The sequence below is a fragment of the Bacillus sp. FJAT-53060 genome (assembly GCF_037104745.1).
In the GTDB taxonomy this organism is placed as follows: domain Bacteria; phylum Bacillota; class Bacilli; order Bacillales; family Bacillaceae; genus Bacillus; species Bacillus stratosphericus_B.
Genome location: NZ_JBAWSW010000008.1, coordinates 16494 through 34594 on the forward strand (window position 1 = coordinate 16494; position 18101 = coordinate 34594).

At 41.0% G+C, this 18101-nt stretch carries 15 protein-coding genes and 4 pseudogenes; 6 read left to right on the forward strand and 13 right to left on the reverse strand.

Annotated elements, in window-relative coordinates; genetic code table 11:
• The first annotated feature begins 188 nt into the window (after positions 1 to 188).
• The 3 genes from WAX46_RS04985 (at position 189) to fosM (ending at position 2509) form a co-directional block, all read left to right on the forward strand.
• On the forward strand, positions 189 to 950 hold the full coding sequence (locus WAX46_RS04985) for a GTP cyclohydrolase II (protein WP_226567323.1): 762 nt from the start codon (positions 189 to 191) through the stop codon (positions 948 to 950).
• Positions 937 to 2028 carry a bifunctional diaminohydroxyphosphoribosylaminopyrimidine deaminase/5-amino-6-(5-phosphoribosylamino)uracil reductase RibD gene (gene ribD / locus WAX46_RS04990; RefSeq protein WP_226567322.1) on the forward strand — a complete coding sequence of 364 codons (1092 nt, stop codon included), beginning with the start codon at positions 937 to 939 and terminating at the stop codon, positions 2026 to 2028. The genes WAX46_RS04985 and ribD overlap by 14 nt, the downstream gene beginning before the upstream one ends.
• A 64-nt stretch (positions 2029 to 2092) precedes the next feature.
• Entirely contained in the window at positions 2093 to 2509 is a 417-nt protein-coding gene (fosM, locus tag WAX46_RS04995; protein WP_226567321.1) for a FosM family fosfomycin resistance protein, read from the forward strand.
• Between the two features lie 147 nt (positions 2510 to 2656).
• Here fosM and WAX46_RS05000 read toward each other — a convergent pair whose 3' ends face one another.
• The 4 genes from WAX46_RS05000 to WAX46_RS05015 all read right to left on the reverse strand — a co-directional run bounded on the left by WAX46_RS05000 (position 2657) and on the right by WAX46_RS05015 (position 7761).
• Positions 2657 to 3505 carry a polysaccharide deacetylase family protein gene (locus WAX46_RS05000; RefSeq protein WP_226567320.1) on the reverse strand — a complete coding sequence of 283 codons (849 nt, stop codon included), beginning with the start codon at positions 3503 to 3505 and terminating at the stop codon, positions 2657 to 2659.
• Between the two features lie 265 nt (positions 3506 to 3770).
• On the reverse strand, positions 3771 to 5177 hold the full coding sequence (nhaC, locus tag WAX46_RS05005) for a Na+/H+ antiporter NhaC (protein ID WP_336493445.1): 1407 nt from the start codon (positions 5175 to 5177) through the stop codon (positions 3771 to 3773).
• 142 nt (positions 5178 to 5319) lie between these two features.
• A complete protein-coding gene (gene aspA / locus WAX46_RS05010; RefSeq protein ID WP_226567318.1) occupies positions 5320 to 6744 on the reverse strand; it encodes an aspartate ammonia-lyase in 1425 nt (474 codons plus the stop codon).
• 27 nt (positions 6745 to 6771) lie between these two features.
• Positions 6772 to 7761 carry an asparaginase gene (locus WAX46_RS05015; RefSeq protein WP_226567317.1) on the reverse strand — a complete coding sequence of 330 codons (990 nt, stop codon included), beginning with the start codon at positions 7759 to 7761 and terminating at the stop codon, positions 6772 to 6774.
• Between the two features lie 206 nt (positions 7762 to 7967).
• On the opposite strand from WAX46_RS05015, the gene WAX46_RS05020 reads away from it, so the two are divergent.
• Positions 7968 to 8309 carry a helix-turn-helix domain-containing protein gene (locus WAX46_RS05020; protein ID WP_226567316.1) on the forward strand — a complete coding sequence of 114 codons (342 nt, stop codon included), beginning with the start codon at positions 7968 to 7970 and terminating at the stop codon, positions 8307 to 8309.
• 105 nt (positions 8310 to 8414) lie between these two features.
• On the opposite strand, the pseudogene WAX46_RS15745 reads toward WAX46_RS05020, so the two are convergent.
• The 3 genes and pseudogenes from WAX46_RS15745 to WAX46_RS15750 form a co-directional block, all read right to left on the reverse strand.
• A pseudogene (locus tag WAX46_RS15745) lies at positions 8415 to 8510 on the reverse strand (transcriptional regulator); the annotation flags it as partial.
• A gap of 244 nt (positions 8511 to 8754) precedes the next feature.
• Positions 8755 to 9519: a hypothetical protein gene (locus WAX46_RS05025; RefSeq protein ID WP_226567315.1), complete on the reverse strand. Its 765-nt coding sequence runs from the start codon at positions 9517 to 9519 to the stop codon at positions 8755 to 8757.
• Between the two features lie 153 nt (positions 9520 to 9672).
• A pseudogene (locus tag WAX46_RS15750) lies at positions 9673 to 9846 on the reverse strand (WXG100 family type VII secretion target); the annotation flags it as partial.
• Between the two features lie 243 nt (positions 9847 to 10089).
• Between WAX46_RS15750 and pepT the strand changes: the two are divergent.
• Together pepT and WAX46_RS05040 are read left to right on the forward strand one after the other, a co-directional pair.
• The gene (pepT, locus tag WAX46_RS05035) at positions 10090 to 11322 is read left to right on the forward strand and encodes a peptidase T (protein WP_226567314.1); all 1233 of its coding nucleotides are present in this window, start codon (positions 10090 to 10092) and stop codon (positions 11320 to 11322) included.
• A 288-nt stretch (positions 11323 to 11610) separates the two neighbouring features.
• Positions 11611 to 11790, forward strand: coding sequence for a hypothetical protein (locus tag WAX46_RS05040; protein ID WP_099682360.1), 180 nt, complete (start codon positions 11611 to 11613; stop codon positions 11788 to 11790).
• A gap of 78 nt (positions 11791 to 11868) precedes the next feature.
• Here the strand turns inward: WAX46_RS05040 and WAX46_RS05045 are convergent.
• From WAX46_RS05045 to WAX46_RS05070, 6 genes and pseudogenes are all read right to left on the reverse strand, one after another.
• A pseudogene (locus WAX46_RS05045) lies at positions 11869 to 12225 on the reverse strand (DUF1304 domain-containing protein).
• A gap of 4 nt (positions 12226 to 12229) precedes the next feature.
• On the reverse strand, positions 12230 to 12484 hold the full coding sequence (locus WAX46_RS05050; RefSeq protein WP_336493446.1) for a hypothetical protein: 255 nt from the start codon (positions 12482 to 12484) through the stop codon (positions 12230 to 12232).
• A gap of 207 nt (positions 12485 to 12691) precedes the next feature.
• On the reverse strand, positions 12692 to 15073 hold the full coding sequence (locus tag WAX46_RS05055) for an immune inhibitor A domain-containing protein (protein WP_226567312.1): 2382 nt from the start codon (positions 15071 to 15073) through the stop codon (positions 12692 to 12694).
• Between the two features lie 188 nt (positions 15074 to 15261).
• Positions 15262 to 15461: pseudogene (locus WAX46_RS05060) on the reverse strand (putative quinol monooxygenase); the annotation flags it as partial.
• A gap of 75 nt (positions 15462 to 15536) precedes the next feature.
• Entirely contained in the window at positions 15537 to 16838 is a 1302-nt protein-coding gene (locus tag WAX46_RS05065; RefSeq protein ID WP_336493447.1) for a pyrimidine-nucleoside phosphorylase, read from the reverse strand.
• 24 nt (positions 16839 to 16862) lie between these two features.
• Entirely contained in the window at positions 16863 to 18044 is a 1182-nt protein-coding gene (locus WAX46_RS05070) for a NupC/NupG family nucleoside CNT transporter (RefSeq protein ID WP_226567309.1), read from the reverse strand.
• Positions 18045 to 18101: the final 57 nt, after the last annotated feature.

The window sequence follows — 18101 nt, forward strand, 5'->3', positions numbered from 1 at the left end:
CGCTCGGTTTTCATATCCGAATGGCTCCCCAGCGAGTTTATTTATCGCTACTGGTGTATACCATCATCACCTTGCCTTTAATGCATGGGAATGCGGGAGAAAAGGAGCCATTGATCGACGTTTTTCAGGAATTAGAAGCTATACATTGGTTTTCCCAGAAGAAACAGACAAAAAAGAAGGTGCAAAATATGGACAAACACACAGAGGTTAAAACAGCTATTTTAAAAGATAAAATCAAACGAGTACAGCAAGAAGACGGATATATATATATCACTGGCCCCATTAAACTGCCAGTCAGTTTAGACGGTAGAACCGTAATGTTCAACTGGTATTCATGGTTAAAGGACGATGGAAAAGAACCGTTATCAGATGAAGCCTTAATTGAAAGCCTCTCCTCCCGTGAGCTTGCGGATCACCAGCAATCAAGTGTTCTTGTTTACGGAGATTTCAAACATGCTGATGAAGCACTGATCCGTATGCATTCTATTTGCCACACTGGCGATATTTTCGGAAGCAAACGCTGCGACTGCGGGTTCCAATTGAAACAGTCCATGCGAATGATTGAAGATAATGGAGCAGGCGCCCTGTTTTATTTAGCCAATCATGAAGGACGAGGCATAGGTCTTTTCAGTAAAGCCATGGCCTACATTCTCCAAGAGAACGGCTACGATACAGTGGAAGCAAATGAAGCACTCGGCTTTGAAGATGACACGCGTCAATATGAAGAAGCCATTGCCGTTCTTCAAACACTGCGTACAAAGCCAGTGAGACTCATTACCAATAACCCGAAAAAGACAGATGCCATCAGCCATGCAGGCCTTTCTCTTTCTGGACGGATTTCGCTTTGGGGTGATGTCTCTGAGTTCAACGAAAAATACTTGCAGACAAAAATGAACCGCTCTGGTCACATGAAGGCGGATCAAGAGGTGCATACGATTGCCACATCATGAGCGATATATGAAGCTAGCCCTTGAAAATGCACGGGCAATGAAAGGTCAGACATCTCCAAACCCGCTCGTCGGGGCTGTCATTGTGCGAGAGAATGAAATTGTTGGTGTTGGTGCTCACATGAAGGCCGGCGAACCACATGCTGAAATTCACGCCCTCAAAATGGCTGGAGACAAGGCAAAAGGAGCCACGATCTATGTGACCCTAGAACCTTGTTCCCACCATGGCCGCACAGGCCCATGCGCTGAAGCACTGGTGAAAGCCGGCCTAGAGACGGTTGTCGTAGCTGCACTTGATCCGAACCCACTTGTCGCTGGCCGCGGGATTACCATTTTACAAGACGCAGGTATCCAAGTGATCACGGGCGTATTGGAACAGGAATCCATCCTCATGAATGAAGTGTTTAATCACTTTATTACGAAAAAAACGCCGTTCGTGACGCTCAAAGCGGGCATCACCTTAGATGGGAAAATTGCTTCTGCTACGTCTGACAGCAAGTGGGTTACCTCACAGACTTCTCGTTATGACGCTTACCACATCCGCAGTATCAATGATGCCATTTTGGTTGGTGCCCAAACCGTCATTCATGATGATCCATCATTAACTGCAAGGATTCCAAATGGTGACCATCCGATACGAATTGTTTTAGACTCTAAGCTGTCTACACCGCTGACGGCAAAGGTCGTCACCGATCAGATGGCACCTACATGGATTTTCACAACAAAACAAGCAGATGAGGAAAAGCGAGCCGCTTTTGAAGCAGCTGGAGTCAACGTCATCATGACAGATGGAGACATGCGAGTTCCCTTGCCAGAAGTGCTTCAAGTGCTTGGAGAAAGAAACATCTCCTCCCTCATGATTGAAGGTGGCGGTCAAGTGAATGCCTCATTTTTAGAGCAGCAACTTGTTGATAAATTGGTCATCTACATGGCACCTAAGCTTATTGGCGGACGACTTTCTCCTTCCTTTTTCGGAGGCGAAGGCATCCCCCTCATGAGTGACGCAATTGAACTGGATCAACTCACCGTTGAACAGCTAGGGAAAGATATGAAAATAACAGGCTATCCTGTTTATCAATAAACAACAAAGCTTGTAGATTGAGTCTGCAAGCTTTTTTCTCATCATTGAATTTGAGGTGATTAAATTGAACATCAAAGGAATAAACCATTTATTATTTTCTGTTTCTGATTTAGAGACATCTATTGATTTTTATACAAAGGTCTTTAATGCCACATTGTTAGCAAAGGGAAGGACGACGGCTTACTTTGATTTGAATGGGCTATGGCTTGCCCTCAATGTGGAAAAAGACATTCCTCGTCAAGACATCCATCACTCTTACACACACATCGCTTTTTCTATTGATGAGGCGGATGTAGATCCAATGTACAACAAACTAAAAGATTTGCACGTCAACATTTTACCAAGCCGGCCAAGAGACGAAAGAGATCAGAAGTCGATTTACTTCACGGACCCTGATGGACATAAATTTGAATTTCATACAGGGACCTTGAAAGATAGAATGGATTATTACAAACAAGAGAAAACTCATATGGAGTTTTGAATAAAACGCAAAAAAGAAACAGACCTTCCATCTTCATGAAAGGTCTGTTTCTTCTTTCTCATCATACTATCAATGTGGATTCACAAATCATCTCCATGAAACTTGTCGTAAAATGTTTCATGTGAAACATCTGTGATCTAATATCTATCAATTTCCTTCTATCAGCCTCCCAAAGCTTTCGGGTGAAAGTCCCGGTGAAATGCGCAGGCGGTGCAAGGACATCATGCCTTGTTCCTTTTTCGCATGTCCTGGTTCAGTGGTCACAGCCATCTGATATCCTGCTTCCTTTGCCAGCTTCAGCGTGTCTTCGTTATAGCGCCCGACCGGATAGCTGACCATTCTCGTGCGCTGAGAAAATCGCTGATCAAAGAACGCCTTCGACCCTTTTAATTCCTCTTCCTGCTGCTTCTTTGATAAACGATTGAGCTCTAAATGATGAATTGTATGACTCTCAATTGATAGCCTATTTGCTATCATTTCATCCATTTGGTCATCTGTTAAGTGGTTCGGGCGGCCAATGGATTGCTCAATCATGAAAATCGTTGCCTTCATTCCATACTGTTTTAAAATTGGAAATGCTTTTGTGTAGTTGTCTGAATATCCATCGTCAAATGTGATGAGAACAAATTTTTCACTTGGTGTCGAATTTGTCATGAGGACTTGATATGCCTCTTCCGGCGACAGCGTGACATAACCGTTATCTATTAGCCATTTCATATGAGCTGCAAACTCACTCTTTGGCACACGTAACGAGTTGCCGCTGGAGAGGCTGTGGTACATCAAGATCGGGAGCGCAACCGGTTCCTTTTGCTGAATCCATTTTTGTTTGTCTAACTCTGCCGCTTCTTTCTGCTGTGTCTGTTTTGTTTCTTTTGCTTGACCTTTTTCCTCTTTTACCGCTTGCTGGTTTCCTTCTGTTTGCTGCTTCATTCCCATACAGCCCGAAATGAACAGCAAGACAAAACCAACCGCAATAAAAATACATATTTTCTTCATTTCACCAATCCTACTTTCGCTCTTTCTACCGTATGATTATAACAGAAATTAGTTAATGACTGTTCATTCATTTTATTAAAGAGCTTTGCAAAATCTTCGCCCTTCCATGCCATCCTGAGCTCATCCAACAAAATGACTCAGTCTTACTTTTTCTGCTTTTTGAATCCAAACGATTCTCTTCAATTTTTGCGAAAGCGATAAACTTATAATATTGAATAGGATTTATAAATAAAAGCCGCTCCTTTTTGAGCGGCTTTTAAACGGCTTATGATCCCGATTCTTCTGATTCTTGTTGATTTTTAACGTACCAAATGAATTTTCCTGTATATCCATAAATAATGGCAAGACCAATGGCAACAAAGCTCAACCACATAAATGGTAAATACGAGAATGTCGACACGCCTAGAATCCCCGCCATGTATATCCCGTTATCTGACCATGGAACCATACCAGACGTAAGTGTTCCACCGACCTCAGAGTTTCTAGATAATACACGTCTGTCTAATTTTAATTTGTCATAGCTTTTTTCCATAATTTTTGGTGTAAGGATGATTGATACATACATAGCACAGCCAAAAATATTCGCCAAGAAAGCAACAATTAGCGTGGATAGAGTGACGTTTCCTGCATTATGCAATTTCTTCTCGAATATAGAGACGATGACTTTTAATACGCCTAAATATTCAAGTACACCACCAAAACCAAGACCGAGGATAATCACGACTAAAGATCCTAGCATATTGACAATACCGCCACGGTTTAACAGGGAATTTAAGAAATCTATATCTGAGTTAATGGAAAAGCCATTATAAGCAGTGGCAATCGCATCTGCCGGATTCATTCCTTGAAAAGCCATGGCCCAAATCGAACCTAGAAGGGCACCAATAGCGATAACAGGCATTGAAGGTTTCTTAAATACAAGCAATAACACAACCACTACAGCCGGAATAACCATCCAGATATTAATTGTAAATGTATCATGAAGTGCATTTTTCAAAAACTCCACTTTATCGTGATCAATGTTTCGGCCACCATACATAAAGCCTGTAACCGTAAACATAATCGCTGTAATCACAAAGGCTGGTATGGATAAGACCATCATAGCTCTTACATGCGCAAGCACGTCCACTTTAGAAAGAGAAGCGGCCAGTACGGTGCTATCTGATAATGGCGATAATTTATCACCAAAGTAGGCTCCAGATAAAACGGCACCTGCAACAATTGGAAGCGGAATACCAAGACCTTCACCAATTGCAATCATTGCAATACCCGCAGTTCCAACCGTCCCCCAAGAGGTTCCTGTAGCAATGGACATAATGGCACATATCACAAGTGTAGCTAATAAGAAAATGTTAGGATGAATAAATTCTAGGCCGTAATAGATTAATGTAGGCACAACTCCACCAGCAATCCATGTTCCAACAAGTGCTCCTACAGCAATTAAGATCAAAATAGCATCTAAACCATTTGATATCCCTTTTGTAATGGCGTTTTGAAGATCCTTATATGAATGTCCCAAACGAATACCTAAAGCGATCACCATAAACCATGAGATAAACAAAGCTAGTTGAATATCTAAATTGAAGTAAAGAGTAAATGATAAAACAATTGCTAAAAACAAGCCAAGGATAGACACGACTTCTAAGATAGACGGTAGACGTGGTGTTTTCATTTTGTTTCCTCCCTTTGTGCATCTGCGTTAAGCGTTTTCAAAATATTGTGAAAAAAGTGCGTCAATTCGAAAGAAAGTGAATTGCCTGTCTTTCTCTTTTTCACAGGCAATTCGTCATATTAATAAAATAAATTTTTTGATATTATCCCTTTTCTAGCAGCTCTTGTCCTGCAATACCAGGCTTTGTCATCTCATAAGGATTTAAGATAATATCAAGTTCCTCTTCCGTTAATACATCATACTGCAAGCAGAGGTCTCTAATGGATTCTCCCTTTAAAATAGCTTCTCTTGCAATTCTAGCCGCGGCTTCATAGCCTAAGTGAGGGTTCACCGCAGTAATCACTCCTGCACTTTTTTCTACATATTCTTTCAAACGTTTCTCATTTGCTTCGATGTCCGCTAAGCAATGATTTGTGAATGAACAGAATCCGTTATTCATTATACTAATAGATTGAAGTAAGTTAAAGACCAAAACAGGTTCCATTACATTTAACTCAAGCTGACCTGCTTCAGAAGCAAGACAGATGGTGTGGTCATTTCCTATAACCTGAAATGCGATTTGGTTAATGAGCTCTGCCATAACAGGATTGACTTTCCCAGGCATAATGGATGACCCTGGCTGACGGGCTGGCAATGCAATTTCAGCAAGACCTGCTCGAGGACCAGATGCCATTAAGCGAAGGTCATTCGCAATTTTAGACATGTTCATCATGCATACTTTTAATGCCGCTGATACTTCTGTATAAGCATCTGTGTTTTGCGTTGCATCTACAAGATGCTCTGCGCCTACGAGTGGTAGCCCTGAAATATCAGCAAGTTTCTTCACTACGATTTCAATATAACGAGGATCTGCGTTTAAGCCTGTCCCAACAGCTGTCGCACCCATATTCACTTCATATAAATGCTGCTTTGATTGATTAATACGCTTAATATCACGGTTTAGAACGCGGCTGTATGCATTAAATTCCTGTCCTAAACGGATCGGAACCGCATCCTGTAAATGGGTACGTCCCATTTTGATCACATGATCGAATTCTTTTGCTTTCTTTTGAAATACAACATGCATCGCTTGCATCGTCTCAAGCAGAATGTCTAACTGCTTCAGCACAGCAATATGAATAGCAGTTGGGAATGAATCATTCGTCGATTGTGACATGTTAACATGTGTGTTTGGACTTAAATGAATGTATTCGCCCTTTTGATGTCCCATAATCTCTAGGGCTCTGTTACCAATGACCTCGTTGGCATTCATGTTCATTGAAGTTCCTGCCCCGCCCTGGATAGGGTCTACGATGAAGTACTCATGCAACTTGCCTTCAATGACTTCGTCAGAGGCTTTGACAATCGCGTTTCCAATTCCTTCATATAAGCGTCCCACTTCCATATTGGCTTGAGCTGCTGCTTTTTTGACGATGGCAAAGGCTCTAATCAGTTCCTCATGCATGCGATACCCAGTAATCGGGAAGTTTTCTTTTGCACGAAGGGTTTGAACACCATAATACACGTCTGCCGGAATTTCTTTTTCACCAAGAAAATCCTTCTCGTAGCGATAAATTGCTTGAACCATCTTATATGACCTGCTTTCTATAGAATGTTAAATCACTAAATCTTCAGCGATTGGGGTTTCCATAATCTTCTTCACTTCTTTTGGATCTGTTGTCTTTCCTAATGCCCACATGAGTTTCGGTACGATGGCCTCAGTGTTCATGTTTCGTGAACGCGCTACCAGTTCTTGATTGATTTTGCGTCCTACTTCATACACGCTCATGTCTTCTCCTTCTTCTAGACACTGAGTCGTGATAACAATAGGAATGCCTTCTTCTAATAATTCATTGATCTTCTCTAAAAGGTTTCTTCCCTCGAAAGGAATTCCACCACTGCCGTAGCTTTCAATAACGACCCCTTTGTACACACCTTTGATGGAATCTAAAAACTCAGGCTTAAGACCTGGGTGCAGTTTTAATAGACAGACATCTGTGTTCAGCGATGCATCTAATTTAAGCGGTTTCATTGATGATCTTTTTACTTTGCTATTGTATTCAATTTCATGGTTTTCAATCGATGCAATATATGGATAGTTAATACTTTCAAATGCATCATAGCTTTTCGTTCTTAGTTTGATTGCGCGTGTTCCTTGAATCACTCGGCCATCAAACACGACATACACGCCGCCTACACCGTCACATGCAAATCGAATGGCATCTGTAATGTTTTTCTTCGCATCTGTTTTCTTAAATGTAATCGGGATTTGTGAGCCTGTTATGACAATTGGCTTATCAGGATTTTGCAGCATATAAGAAAGGGCTGCTGATGTATAGGCCATTGTATCGGTCCCATGAGTGACAACAAACCCATCATATTGATCATAATTTTCATAAATGGCTGTTGCGATATCCACCCAGTATTCAGGCTGCATATTTGTGCTATCTATACTCATAAGGGACTTTGTGTCCATTGTGTACTCTGCATTAATTTCGTTTAAATAGCTTAAAAGGTCCTCAGCTTTAACACCTGGAGCTAAACCATTTTCACTCTCTACAGATGCAATCGTCCCACCAGTTGTTAAAAGCAATAATTTCTTCAACAGGTCCACCTCTTTCAATAAAATTACATCGTTTGTCACACATATTATAAGCCAGTTTGTGCTATTCTATAATATACGCTTTCCGCGTACCTTCATTGCCATTATAGTCACATAACGCGAATTAATCAAGAAAATATTACGCATAACGCGTACACTCTTTGCCAAAATATGATATACTGTTGTTGTATATAAAGGAGCGTTCATGTATGATACTCGATCGTTTAACCACCCTTAGAAAAAAGAAAAAATGGTCTCTCCAGCATACGGCAGATCGCCTAGGTATCGCCAAAAGCACCTATGCCGGTTACGAATCTGGGTACCGACGACCTTCGCTTGAAGCAGTGAAGCTGCTGGCTGATTTGTATGATACGTCCATTGATTTTTTACTTGGTAGAACGGACGAGCCGGAGATACAACGCAAAATCTCTGATATCAAGATTGAACTGACGAAAGCAAAAGAAGGAACAATCCTTGTAGATGGTGTTCCCCTAACCGATGAAGAAATCAAACAGCTTGTTGCCTTTATTCGGGCGAAAAACACTCTGTAAGTATAAACAAAAAAAGAGAGAGCCCTGTCAGACGGGTGCCTCTCTTTTTCTTTTGTGATGAGCTGTTTCTAAATAAGGAGAAGACAGCTGACTTAACTCCTATAATCACCGCTTTGCTTCTTCCTTATTAAATGAACTATAATAGCGATAATTCTCATCATCTAAGATGCGGTAATGCTGACTCAGCACATTTTGCTAGAGGTGCCTTTTTTCACATACGTCCGCAGATTGCGGTCAATTGAGACGAAGTCTGTTTTTTTCAACCTGCTGTAAGTACCTTTTCGATAAACAGAGTACCTCAGCCATACGGTCCTGCGTATCATTCTTGTCCATCTCTCATCACCTCATTCAGACTTTACTGCCATAGCCAAGTTCCAATGATACCGAAGTCCCCGTTGCCTAAGAATGGACTTCTATTACTTCATTTTGATTCAAGCCTCATCCTTTAGAATATAGAACGTAACCCATCTCTATGAGCCGTCTCAATGCGAAATTCGTTTTCCTTTATCCCCCACACAAGCCAAGAATGTCTCTCACCTGGAATAACAAATATCATGGATTCCACATCGGGCTGATTGTTTTTGTCATAGGCTACCTTCATGAGGGAGTCCATCTGACCTTTTCTTGCCCGCACATCTAAAACAAATGTCCTCACAAGTTCTGGATCCTCCGCTTTATTAAGTTTTAGAAAAGAAAGCCATTCATCTTTCGCCTCGCTTGCTGGTTCTAATAGCGTTTCAAATTCCTCTGCCTGCAAGGTAATGACAGATAAGCGTTGATCACTCATTTGGATGTTCAAAAAGGTGGTTACTTGCTCCTCTGCCTGCTGATCATCTTTCAGTTTTTGAATCTGATGCACTTGTTGATCATAAAGTGTTTGATGGGCATACACACCCGCCTTCGTCGTATGAAAAGAAGTACTGAATCCTTCATCTATCTCTCCAAATGTTGAAGCCTTGACGGTGTGCGATGCATCATTCATAGCTTGAATGAAATGACGATATTCTTCTTTATAACGGTATTGTCTGTTTCGAAATTCTAACACGCCTTTTGCCAGCAAAGAGCGGCATGCAATTTCAAACAAAAACCCAAGACGTTCGTCCTCTACCTCAGGATAATAAGCTTCCTTTAATGACATACCTTGTTCAAAATAACCTTCGCTGTAAAAGCTAAAAATGAGTTCCTCGATACTTAGACGTAGCTGATCCAACTTGATCTCTCCTTATCCAAAAGAAAATGCTCCCTTAAAGAAATCAACTGCACCCTTTATAAGCGAATCTACGGTTTCTTTTGTTTTTTCAATGCCTTTATGTATCACCTGATTTGCTTGATCAATGGTCATTGACTGCTTTTACACCAGCCTCGTTTCAAGCAAGTCCTTTTCAAATTGATCATAGCGTGCTGTTGTTTCCTCAAAGCTTTGATCAAATTTACTTCTTGCTTCTCCTTGCCAGCCTGAGTCTACTGCCTTCAGCCGTAGCTGCTTCGACTGCTGAATGTCATCAACCGCTTCTTGAAATTTTTGAACGAGTGCCAGCGGTTAACTAGAATCCGACTTTCGACCCCTCTCTCCCAATTTAACGTACAAATGGACGATTTTATATGTCCTCATTATAAATAAAAAGACACCTAAAAAAATCACCCTAAAGAACCATTCAGCGCATTATGCAAAGAAAGCAGGCCTTTTTCCTCTCTAATTGCCAGAGAAAGCCTTTCTTGTTATGAAGCGCTTTCAAGACATGATAAAATGAACGTATACTACAAAAGGAGTGACGTATAGATGAAAGAGGAAATGATCGGACGTTTCACAAGTTATGTGAAAGTGGATACCCAGTCTGATGCAGAAAAGGAAAGCTGCCCATCCACTGAAGGACAGCTGAACCTAGCGAGACAGCTTGTTGATGAGATGAAATCCATCGGCATTCAAGAAGTGACAATGGATGAAAACGGTTATGTCATGGGAACGATCCCATCTAACACAGACAAAGAAGTGCCGACCATTGGCTTTTTGGCTCATATCGATACAGCTACTGACTTCACTGGCAAGAATGTGAAGCCGCAGCTTCATGAGAACTATCAAGGCAGTGACATCATGTTAAATGAAGATCTACATATCGTTTTATCTCCAACACAGTTTCCAAATTTACAAAAATACCGAGGACATACGCTCATCACCACTGATGGCACGACATTACTTGGCGCAGATAACAAAGCAGGTATCGCAGAAATTATGACCGCCATGCATTACCTCATTCAGCATCCAGAAATCAAGCACGGAAAGATTCGAGTCGCCTTCACTCCAGATGAAGAGATTGGCAGAGGGCCGCACAAATTTGATGTCGATGCCTTCGGTGCTTCTTATGCTTATACCATTGACGGTGGGCCACTTGGAGAGCTTCAATATGAAAGCTTCAACGCAGCAGGTGCGAAGGTGTCGATTAAAGGAAACAACGTCCATCCAGGAACAGCGAAAGACAAAATGGTCAGCGCTGCTAAGATCGGGATGCTCTTTCACAACAAACTTCCTTCTGACGAATCTCCGGAGTATACAGAAGGATATGAAGGCTTTTTCCACCTGACGAAATTTGTAGGGGAAGTAGAAGAAGCAGAACTTCAATATATTATTCGTGATTTTGATAAGGAGAAGTTTAACAACCGTAAGGAACTATTTGGAAAGATTAAAAATGACTTAAAAGCGGTCTACGGTGAAAAGAGCATTACCCTTAGCATTCAGGATCAATATTATAATATGAGAGAAAAAATTGAGCCGGTAAAACATATTGTGGACATTGCCTATGAAGCAATGGAAAATCGCTCAGTGACACCTGTGATTGAACCTATTCGCGGCGGTACAGACGGTTCTCAGCTTTCATATAAAGGTCTCCCAACTCCTAACATCTTTACTGGCGGGGAGAACTTTCACGGCAAATATGAATTTATATCTGTTGAAAACATGGTCAAGGCAACAGAAGTTATCGTGGAAATTGCGCGTTTATTTGAAGAAAAAGCATAGACATGTTTACAACCGTTCCTGTTCGGGAACGGTTTTTCAATAAAATTTTACAATTTTCTGAAACTTTCATGACACTTAATCGTACTAATATAGACAACCCCAGAAAAATTCTTCTTGACGAGAGAAATAACTGGAAATATAATAGTTGAAAATACATAGTATTTTAGACCTAAATGAGCAGATTATCTAAATCATAAGAACTAAACCGATTTTGTTGCTTATTTTCAGTTATAAACATCACTCACCCTGTCTACACTTAAAGAATAGGATGAATTGGAGGAATGTCATATGATGATTTTATTCATTATCGCTTCACTTTGCTGCTATTTACTTTTCTCTTTCAAAAAAGATAACCGCACCCAAAAACGAAAAAGCGCAGAGCTTTCGGAGTTTGAAATCTTTCGTATGCGCCGCCACTACAACGGCAAACGCCGCCACCCACTAAACAATGCACCAAAACAAGTATAAATACAAGGAAAGCACCTCCAAATGTTAGATTGTGTCTAACATTTGGAGCGCACTTCACACTGGGGCTGATTTAAGGTTTTAAATCGCTAGCATGAACGCAATTAATGCGAGCAAGGCTGGTAATCTGTTTTATTGGATGTCACACCGCCAAATACCACTGCGATCAACACACAAAGAATGAAAAAAAAGCTGAATCATATATCCAAAGGTAATCCATCCGAGAATAAGCCCCCAAATGATTCCTGCAGCTAGAAACCCGTTATATAGCCCTTGATTGGCAAAAATCACTTTCGCATTTGGATCTTTTTGTAAGTTCTCAGGCAGCCGGAAAGATCTTTTAGCCATTTTTAATTCCATAAAAAACATTTCGAGTAACATGATGAAAATGTGTTCTAAAGCGACAATTCCTACTAATATCATTGCTGAAATATCAATTTAGTTAATTCCTTTCTGATAGACGATCATGAATTTCTATTTTGTCCGTGTATAAATCAAAGTCTTGTATTAGCTCTAACACTTCAGTAAACCGACTTTGTGGAATGTCTTTCATTTTCCTCACACCAAATTCCTTTTTAATAAAAGCCATAATGGTATTGATATGAAGCTTACCGTAACCATCATACTCCAAATGGCTGCAAAAAGTCTGCATCGTTCCTCGAATCACCTTTAATTGCTTGGCAGTGACACAACTCATTAGTAACGCTCATCCTTTCCTGTTTTTTAACAGCTCAAAAAGAACCATGATTGAAAGAAAAACTTCCAATTTCTATTATATAATGGTTTCATTCGGATATCAAAATAAAAAAGAACAGACATTCGATCAAAAAACCGACCGTCTTATGAAAACCCTTGTCTCGACATATTAAAAAGCCGGATTCAATAGTAGAATCCGGCTTTCTGTTTAGTTACTTTTAGAAATTAATACCTTTCCAACAGAGCGATCCTTACTTTGTGCAACGACTTTAAAGGATAGCCCATATGACAGCACATCACGCCCTGCATCTGGGTTATTTGGATTCACATAATTCTTTTTATCACTAAATGTACGAGTTGGGCGAATATAGCGATCTTCCAAGTTTAAACCTGTCGTCTCTGTATAATCAATATTCAGTTTCGTACTTGGATTTAAAGAAAATGCTGCATCATGTACTTGGAACCCAGTGGCCGCAATGGAGCCGTCACTCCATTTCAATACTTGCTGATCCGCATCGACCACACCAAGGAAGCCATTCCCTGGATGATTCCCTACCCAGTTATCACTATAAGATTGATCCACATACCACACGACCAAACCGTTATTATAGCTCATCAGACTTGCTCCTCGTTTGATATGCTTTAAACCTTTATCGACATCAGCATTAGAGCGCCATTCTAGTAAATAGTACTGTGCTGCATATTGTTTTCCATTAGATTGAGAGAATCCATTGAAGGTAAAAGTGGACGTTCCCTCGGCATCATCAGACCACACTTTTGTTCCATCTGCTGTTATGTTTAGATCATCCACGAATAAACCTGGTAACGAATAACCCGCATCGGTTGTGTAGCGGAATTGCAGATCAATCTTTTTCCCTGCGTAAGCAGATAAATCAAAGGTTGCATCTACCCAGCCATATGATTTTCCGTCGATGGCATTTCCTTCGTTAGCACCTGCTTCATTTTGATCATCCGTGATATTACCCGCAATGGTTTTCCATTGATCTGTCCCTGTTTCACGAACCTCTACATACGCATAATCATAATCTTCTTCGATATCGTACCATGCTTTAAAAGTAAGCTCTGCTTTGCTTCCCTTCGACAAATCAATACCAGTTGTCGTCATGGTTGCATTCAAATTGTCACCCGTCCCGCTGAAGTAAGCGTATTTCCCTTGGACAGGCGTTGTGACGACAACTTCTTTATCTGGTAAATCGACTCGAACAGCATCATGGTTCGTACCTTTTGTTACTGCTTCATCGATTAACACTGTTTTGCTTTTCTTTAATGTATTACTATCAATGGTTTGTCCAGAAAGCCAGTTGCCGCCATGCAGGTTTTGAAGCATTTCTTTCGCATATGGACTAAAACCTGTTGGCTCCGTACCAGGTATTTTACCTGCCCAGCTCCCACTTGACATGATAGACCAGTAAGAAACGGGCTCCCCTCTGCCTGTGTATTGTGTATCGTACTCATCAGGAAGGCCAAGATCATGCCCAAATTCATGTGAGAAAACACCTGCTGCGCCATCTTCAGGCTCAATGGTATAATCTAAAGCACCTAATTTCCCGCCTTGACCAACTTCAGATTCAGTATTTGGAATCTCATACACATCACCAAGTGACCAGCGGTGCGACCATATAGCGTCAGAGCCGAGCTGTCCGCCGCCTGCTTCCTCACCTACACCAGCGTGAACGACCATGAGATGATCAATGATACCGTCTGGTTCGTTATAAACGCCGTCTCCATCAATATCATAGCGATCCCATTGATCATATTCACCGAGGTCAATGTTCGGATCTTTGGCTGCTGCTTCGAGTGCTTCTTTCACTAATTCACGCGGTTTTCCATCACTTCCTTCTCCGTCAGGGACGTTCCCGCCGTAATAAGCTGCTTCATGCTTGGATGTATACCATCCAGTTACTGTTCCACTAATCGTGTAACTTCCACCCGACTGTTTTTCATAATATTGCTTCATGGATACTTTTCGTTTACCATCTGGACCGAAGTAGCCATTTTTTCCGAAAATCATATCTTGATAGTGCTGTTGATCGTACTTGTCATAGTACATATCCGTCTCTTCTTTTTTAATACTATTATGCTTATAATCTTTAAAATCTACTAATAAAACCAGCACTTTATCATTGCGAACGTCGCCTTTATACTTTTCCTTTTTGACCGGTTTTACTTGGTTGCCTTCTTTTCCTTTATGTTTCTTTAGCTTTTTCTTTTTGGCTAATTTGTTATGTACTTCTTGTTTGTAATCTTTTAGGAATTCAGGCTCTTCTGTTAAGGTACTTGCGCTTTGTTTCATGGCAGCTTCTTCTTTTTTCTTTAAATAGTTCTTTAATACCTTTTGGGTTTCTACCTCATTGGCATTCTTTTTGATTTTCCCTTGTTTTTTCAGAGCTTTGATGAGACGGTCTTCATTCACAACACTTGCATCGAATGGAATGCCTGAATAATGACCGCCATCTGAGGATGTTGTCTTTTTTGTGGTGTGGGCAGATAGCGGGGTGCTGAAAACTGTCAATGTGCCTAAACTGAGGACAGCTGTTAATGCAATACTCGTCCATTTCCCTTTTTTCATATTGGTTCCTCCCTAATATGGTAATAAATAATATATAATTCTAGCATATTCCAGTATACTTAAGTCGAAAAATATTTTATTTTCAGAATTTTTGTGGAAAATGCACAATACGATAATGAAATGGATAAACCAGGTGTTGAAAATAAAAGAACCCTAGGCAATGAACGCCTAGGGTGTTTGTTGTTTATCTATGAAAGCTGCTCACCTTGATATGCAACAACATCAAGTGGAGCGGCTAAAAATTCTTTTGTCTTTACTACGAAAGCTTGGAAATATGCACTTGCAATATGGCTCTGAACCGCAGCTTCATTTTTCCACACTTCCACCATTAAAAAGGTATTTCCTTTTCCATATCCTTGAACAGTTTGTAGGATACGTTGCCTTCATCAGCCGATTTCCCAATTGATAGTAGCATAACTGGTACATAAGGACAAAAGCGGCAAATCGCTTTTGTCCTTTTTCTCTACTCTGTAATAACTGTGTGGATCAATGTTGGTGCATCGGCTTGATCAGCAATACGGATGTTGTCATAAATTTTCTCCATGACATTTGCCACATCTTCACGATTGGCATGCAGCGTCACAAGAGATTCTCCTTTTTCTACACGATCGCCCACTTTTTTGTTCAGCATGATACCGACAGATAGGTCGATATCGTCTTCTTTTGTTGCACGACCTGCTCCAAGAATCATGGCTGCAACACCGATTTCGTCTGCGACGATTTCAGCGACCACACCTGATTCTTTAGCAGGTACGTCGATTTGATAAGGGGCTTGTGGCAGTTTTTCCGGCTGATCCACAATCGAGCTGTCTCCACCTTGATTTTCTAAGAATTCCTTGAATTTCTCAAGTGCTTTGCCGTTTTTCATCACTTCAACCAGTTTTTCTCTTGCTTCATCTAACGTGTCTGCTTTTTTCGCAAGAACGACCATTTGACTTCCTAATGTCAAAACGAGCTCGTTTAAGTCTTCAGGACCTTCGCCTCGCAGTGTGTAGATAGCTTCTTTTACTTCTAAGGCATTTCCAATCGCTAATCCTAGCGGCTGAGACATATCAGAGATGACAGCCATTGTTTGTCTGCCTACGTTGTTTCCGATGCGCACCATGGCTTTGGCAAGCTTCTCAGAGTCTTCAGGTGTTTTCATGAAGGCACCTGCACCAGTTTTCACATCTAGTACGATGGCGTCTGCACCAGCAGCAATTTTCTTACTCATGATCGAGCTTGCAATAAGCGGGATCGAGTTAACGGTTCCTGTCACATCACGAAGAGCATAAAGCTTTTTATCAGCAGGTGTCAGATTGCCTGACTGTCCAATCACCGCTACTTTATAACGGTTGACCAGCTCGATGAACTCGTCTTTTGTAATTTCTACGTGGAAGCCTTTCACAGCCTCAAGCTTGTCCACGGTTCCACCTGTATGACCAAGGCCACGTCCAGACATTTTCGCAACAGGTACATCAAGTGCTGCAACTAAAGGAGCCAGTACAAGTGTTGTTGTATCGCCTACACCGCCTGTTGAGTGCTTATCTACTTTAATTCCGTCAATGGCAGACAGGTCAATCGTATCCCCTGAGTTCGCCATAGCGAGTGTTAAGTCTGCACGTTCTTGATCCGTCATATCTTGGAAGAAAATTGCCATAGCCAAGGCACTTGCTTGGTAGTCAGGAATTGTTCCGTCCGTATATCCTTTGACAAAGAAAGAAATTTCCTCTGGAGATAATTCTTTTCCGTTACGTTTTTTCGCAATGATATCTACCATTCTCATTGTTTTCACCATTCCTTTTTTATGTTAGTAAAGCAAACCGACAACGCCTGCTGTTAAGAAGCTGACGAGTGTTGCACCGAATAACAGCTTTAATCCAAAGCGGGCAACAACGTTTCCTTGTTTTTCGTTTAAGCCTTTGACTGCTCCAGCAATGATACCAATAGAGGAGAAGTTCGCAAAGGATACAAGGAATACAGAGATGATGGCTTCTGTACGAGCAGTGAAATTCATACCGTCTTCAGACAGTGCTAGCATCGCCACAAATTCGTTGGACACCATTTTGGTTGCCATAATACTTCCTGCTTGTACCGCTTCGTTCCAAGGTACACCGACTAGTAAAGCAAATGGTGCAAAAACATATCCAAGTATATCTTGGAATGAAACACCGATGGCAGCTGTGAAGATTCCATTAATCATCGCAATTAACGCAACAAATCCAATCAACATCGCAGCGACAACAATCGCTACTTTGAAACCATCCATAATATATTCGCCAAGCATTTCAAAGAAGGATTGTTTTTCTTCTTCTACGACTTCAAGCATGTCTTCGTCCTTAGACACTTCATATGGATTGATAATAGACGCAATAATAAATCCACCAAATAGGTTCAGCACAAGTGCTGTGACGACGTACTCTGGTTTAATCATTTGCATATAGGCACCGACAATGGACATCGATACAGTCGACATCGCAGATGCACACAATGTATAAAGACGCTGCTGAGGTAATAATCCAAGCTGTTTCTTAATGGAAATAAAAACTTCTGATTGACCTAAAATCGCAGACGCTACTGCGTTGTAGGATTCTAGTTTTCCCATTCCATTTACTTTACTAAGCAAATATCCAATTCCGCGTACGATAAGCGGAAGGATACGCCAATGCTGCAGAATACCGATCAATGCAGAAATAAAGACGATCGGGAGCAAGACGTTGAGGAAGAAAGTTGACGCATTATCATTCATTAGTCCACCAAATACGAAGTTAATTCCTTCACCTGCATAGCCTAGAAGCATCTGGAATCCTTTCGCAAAGCCTCCAACTAGGAAGTTTCCAACACCTGTATTGAGCAGAATATAACCTAAAATAAATTGCAGTACAATCATGACAATGACTGGACGGAATTTCACTCTTTTTCTTTCGTTACTTGCCAGCCAAGCAATGGCGAGAATCACCAGCAAACCGATGATACCAATCACGTATTTCATGTTTTTCCTCCTTGAATGAATTCGTTTACATTAATGCGCTTGTATGGAACGAACCCT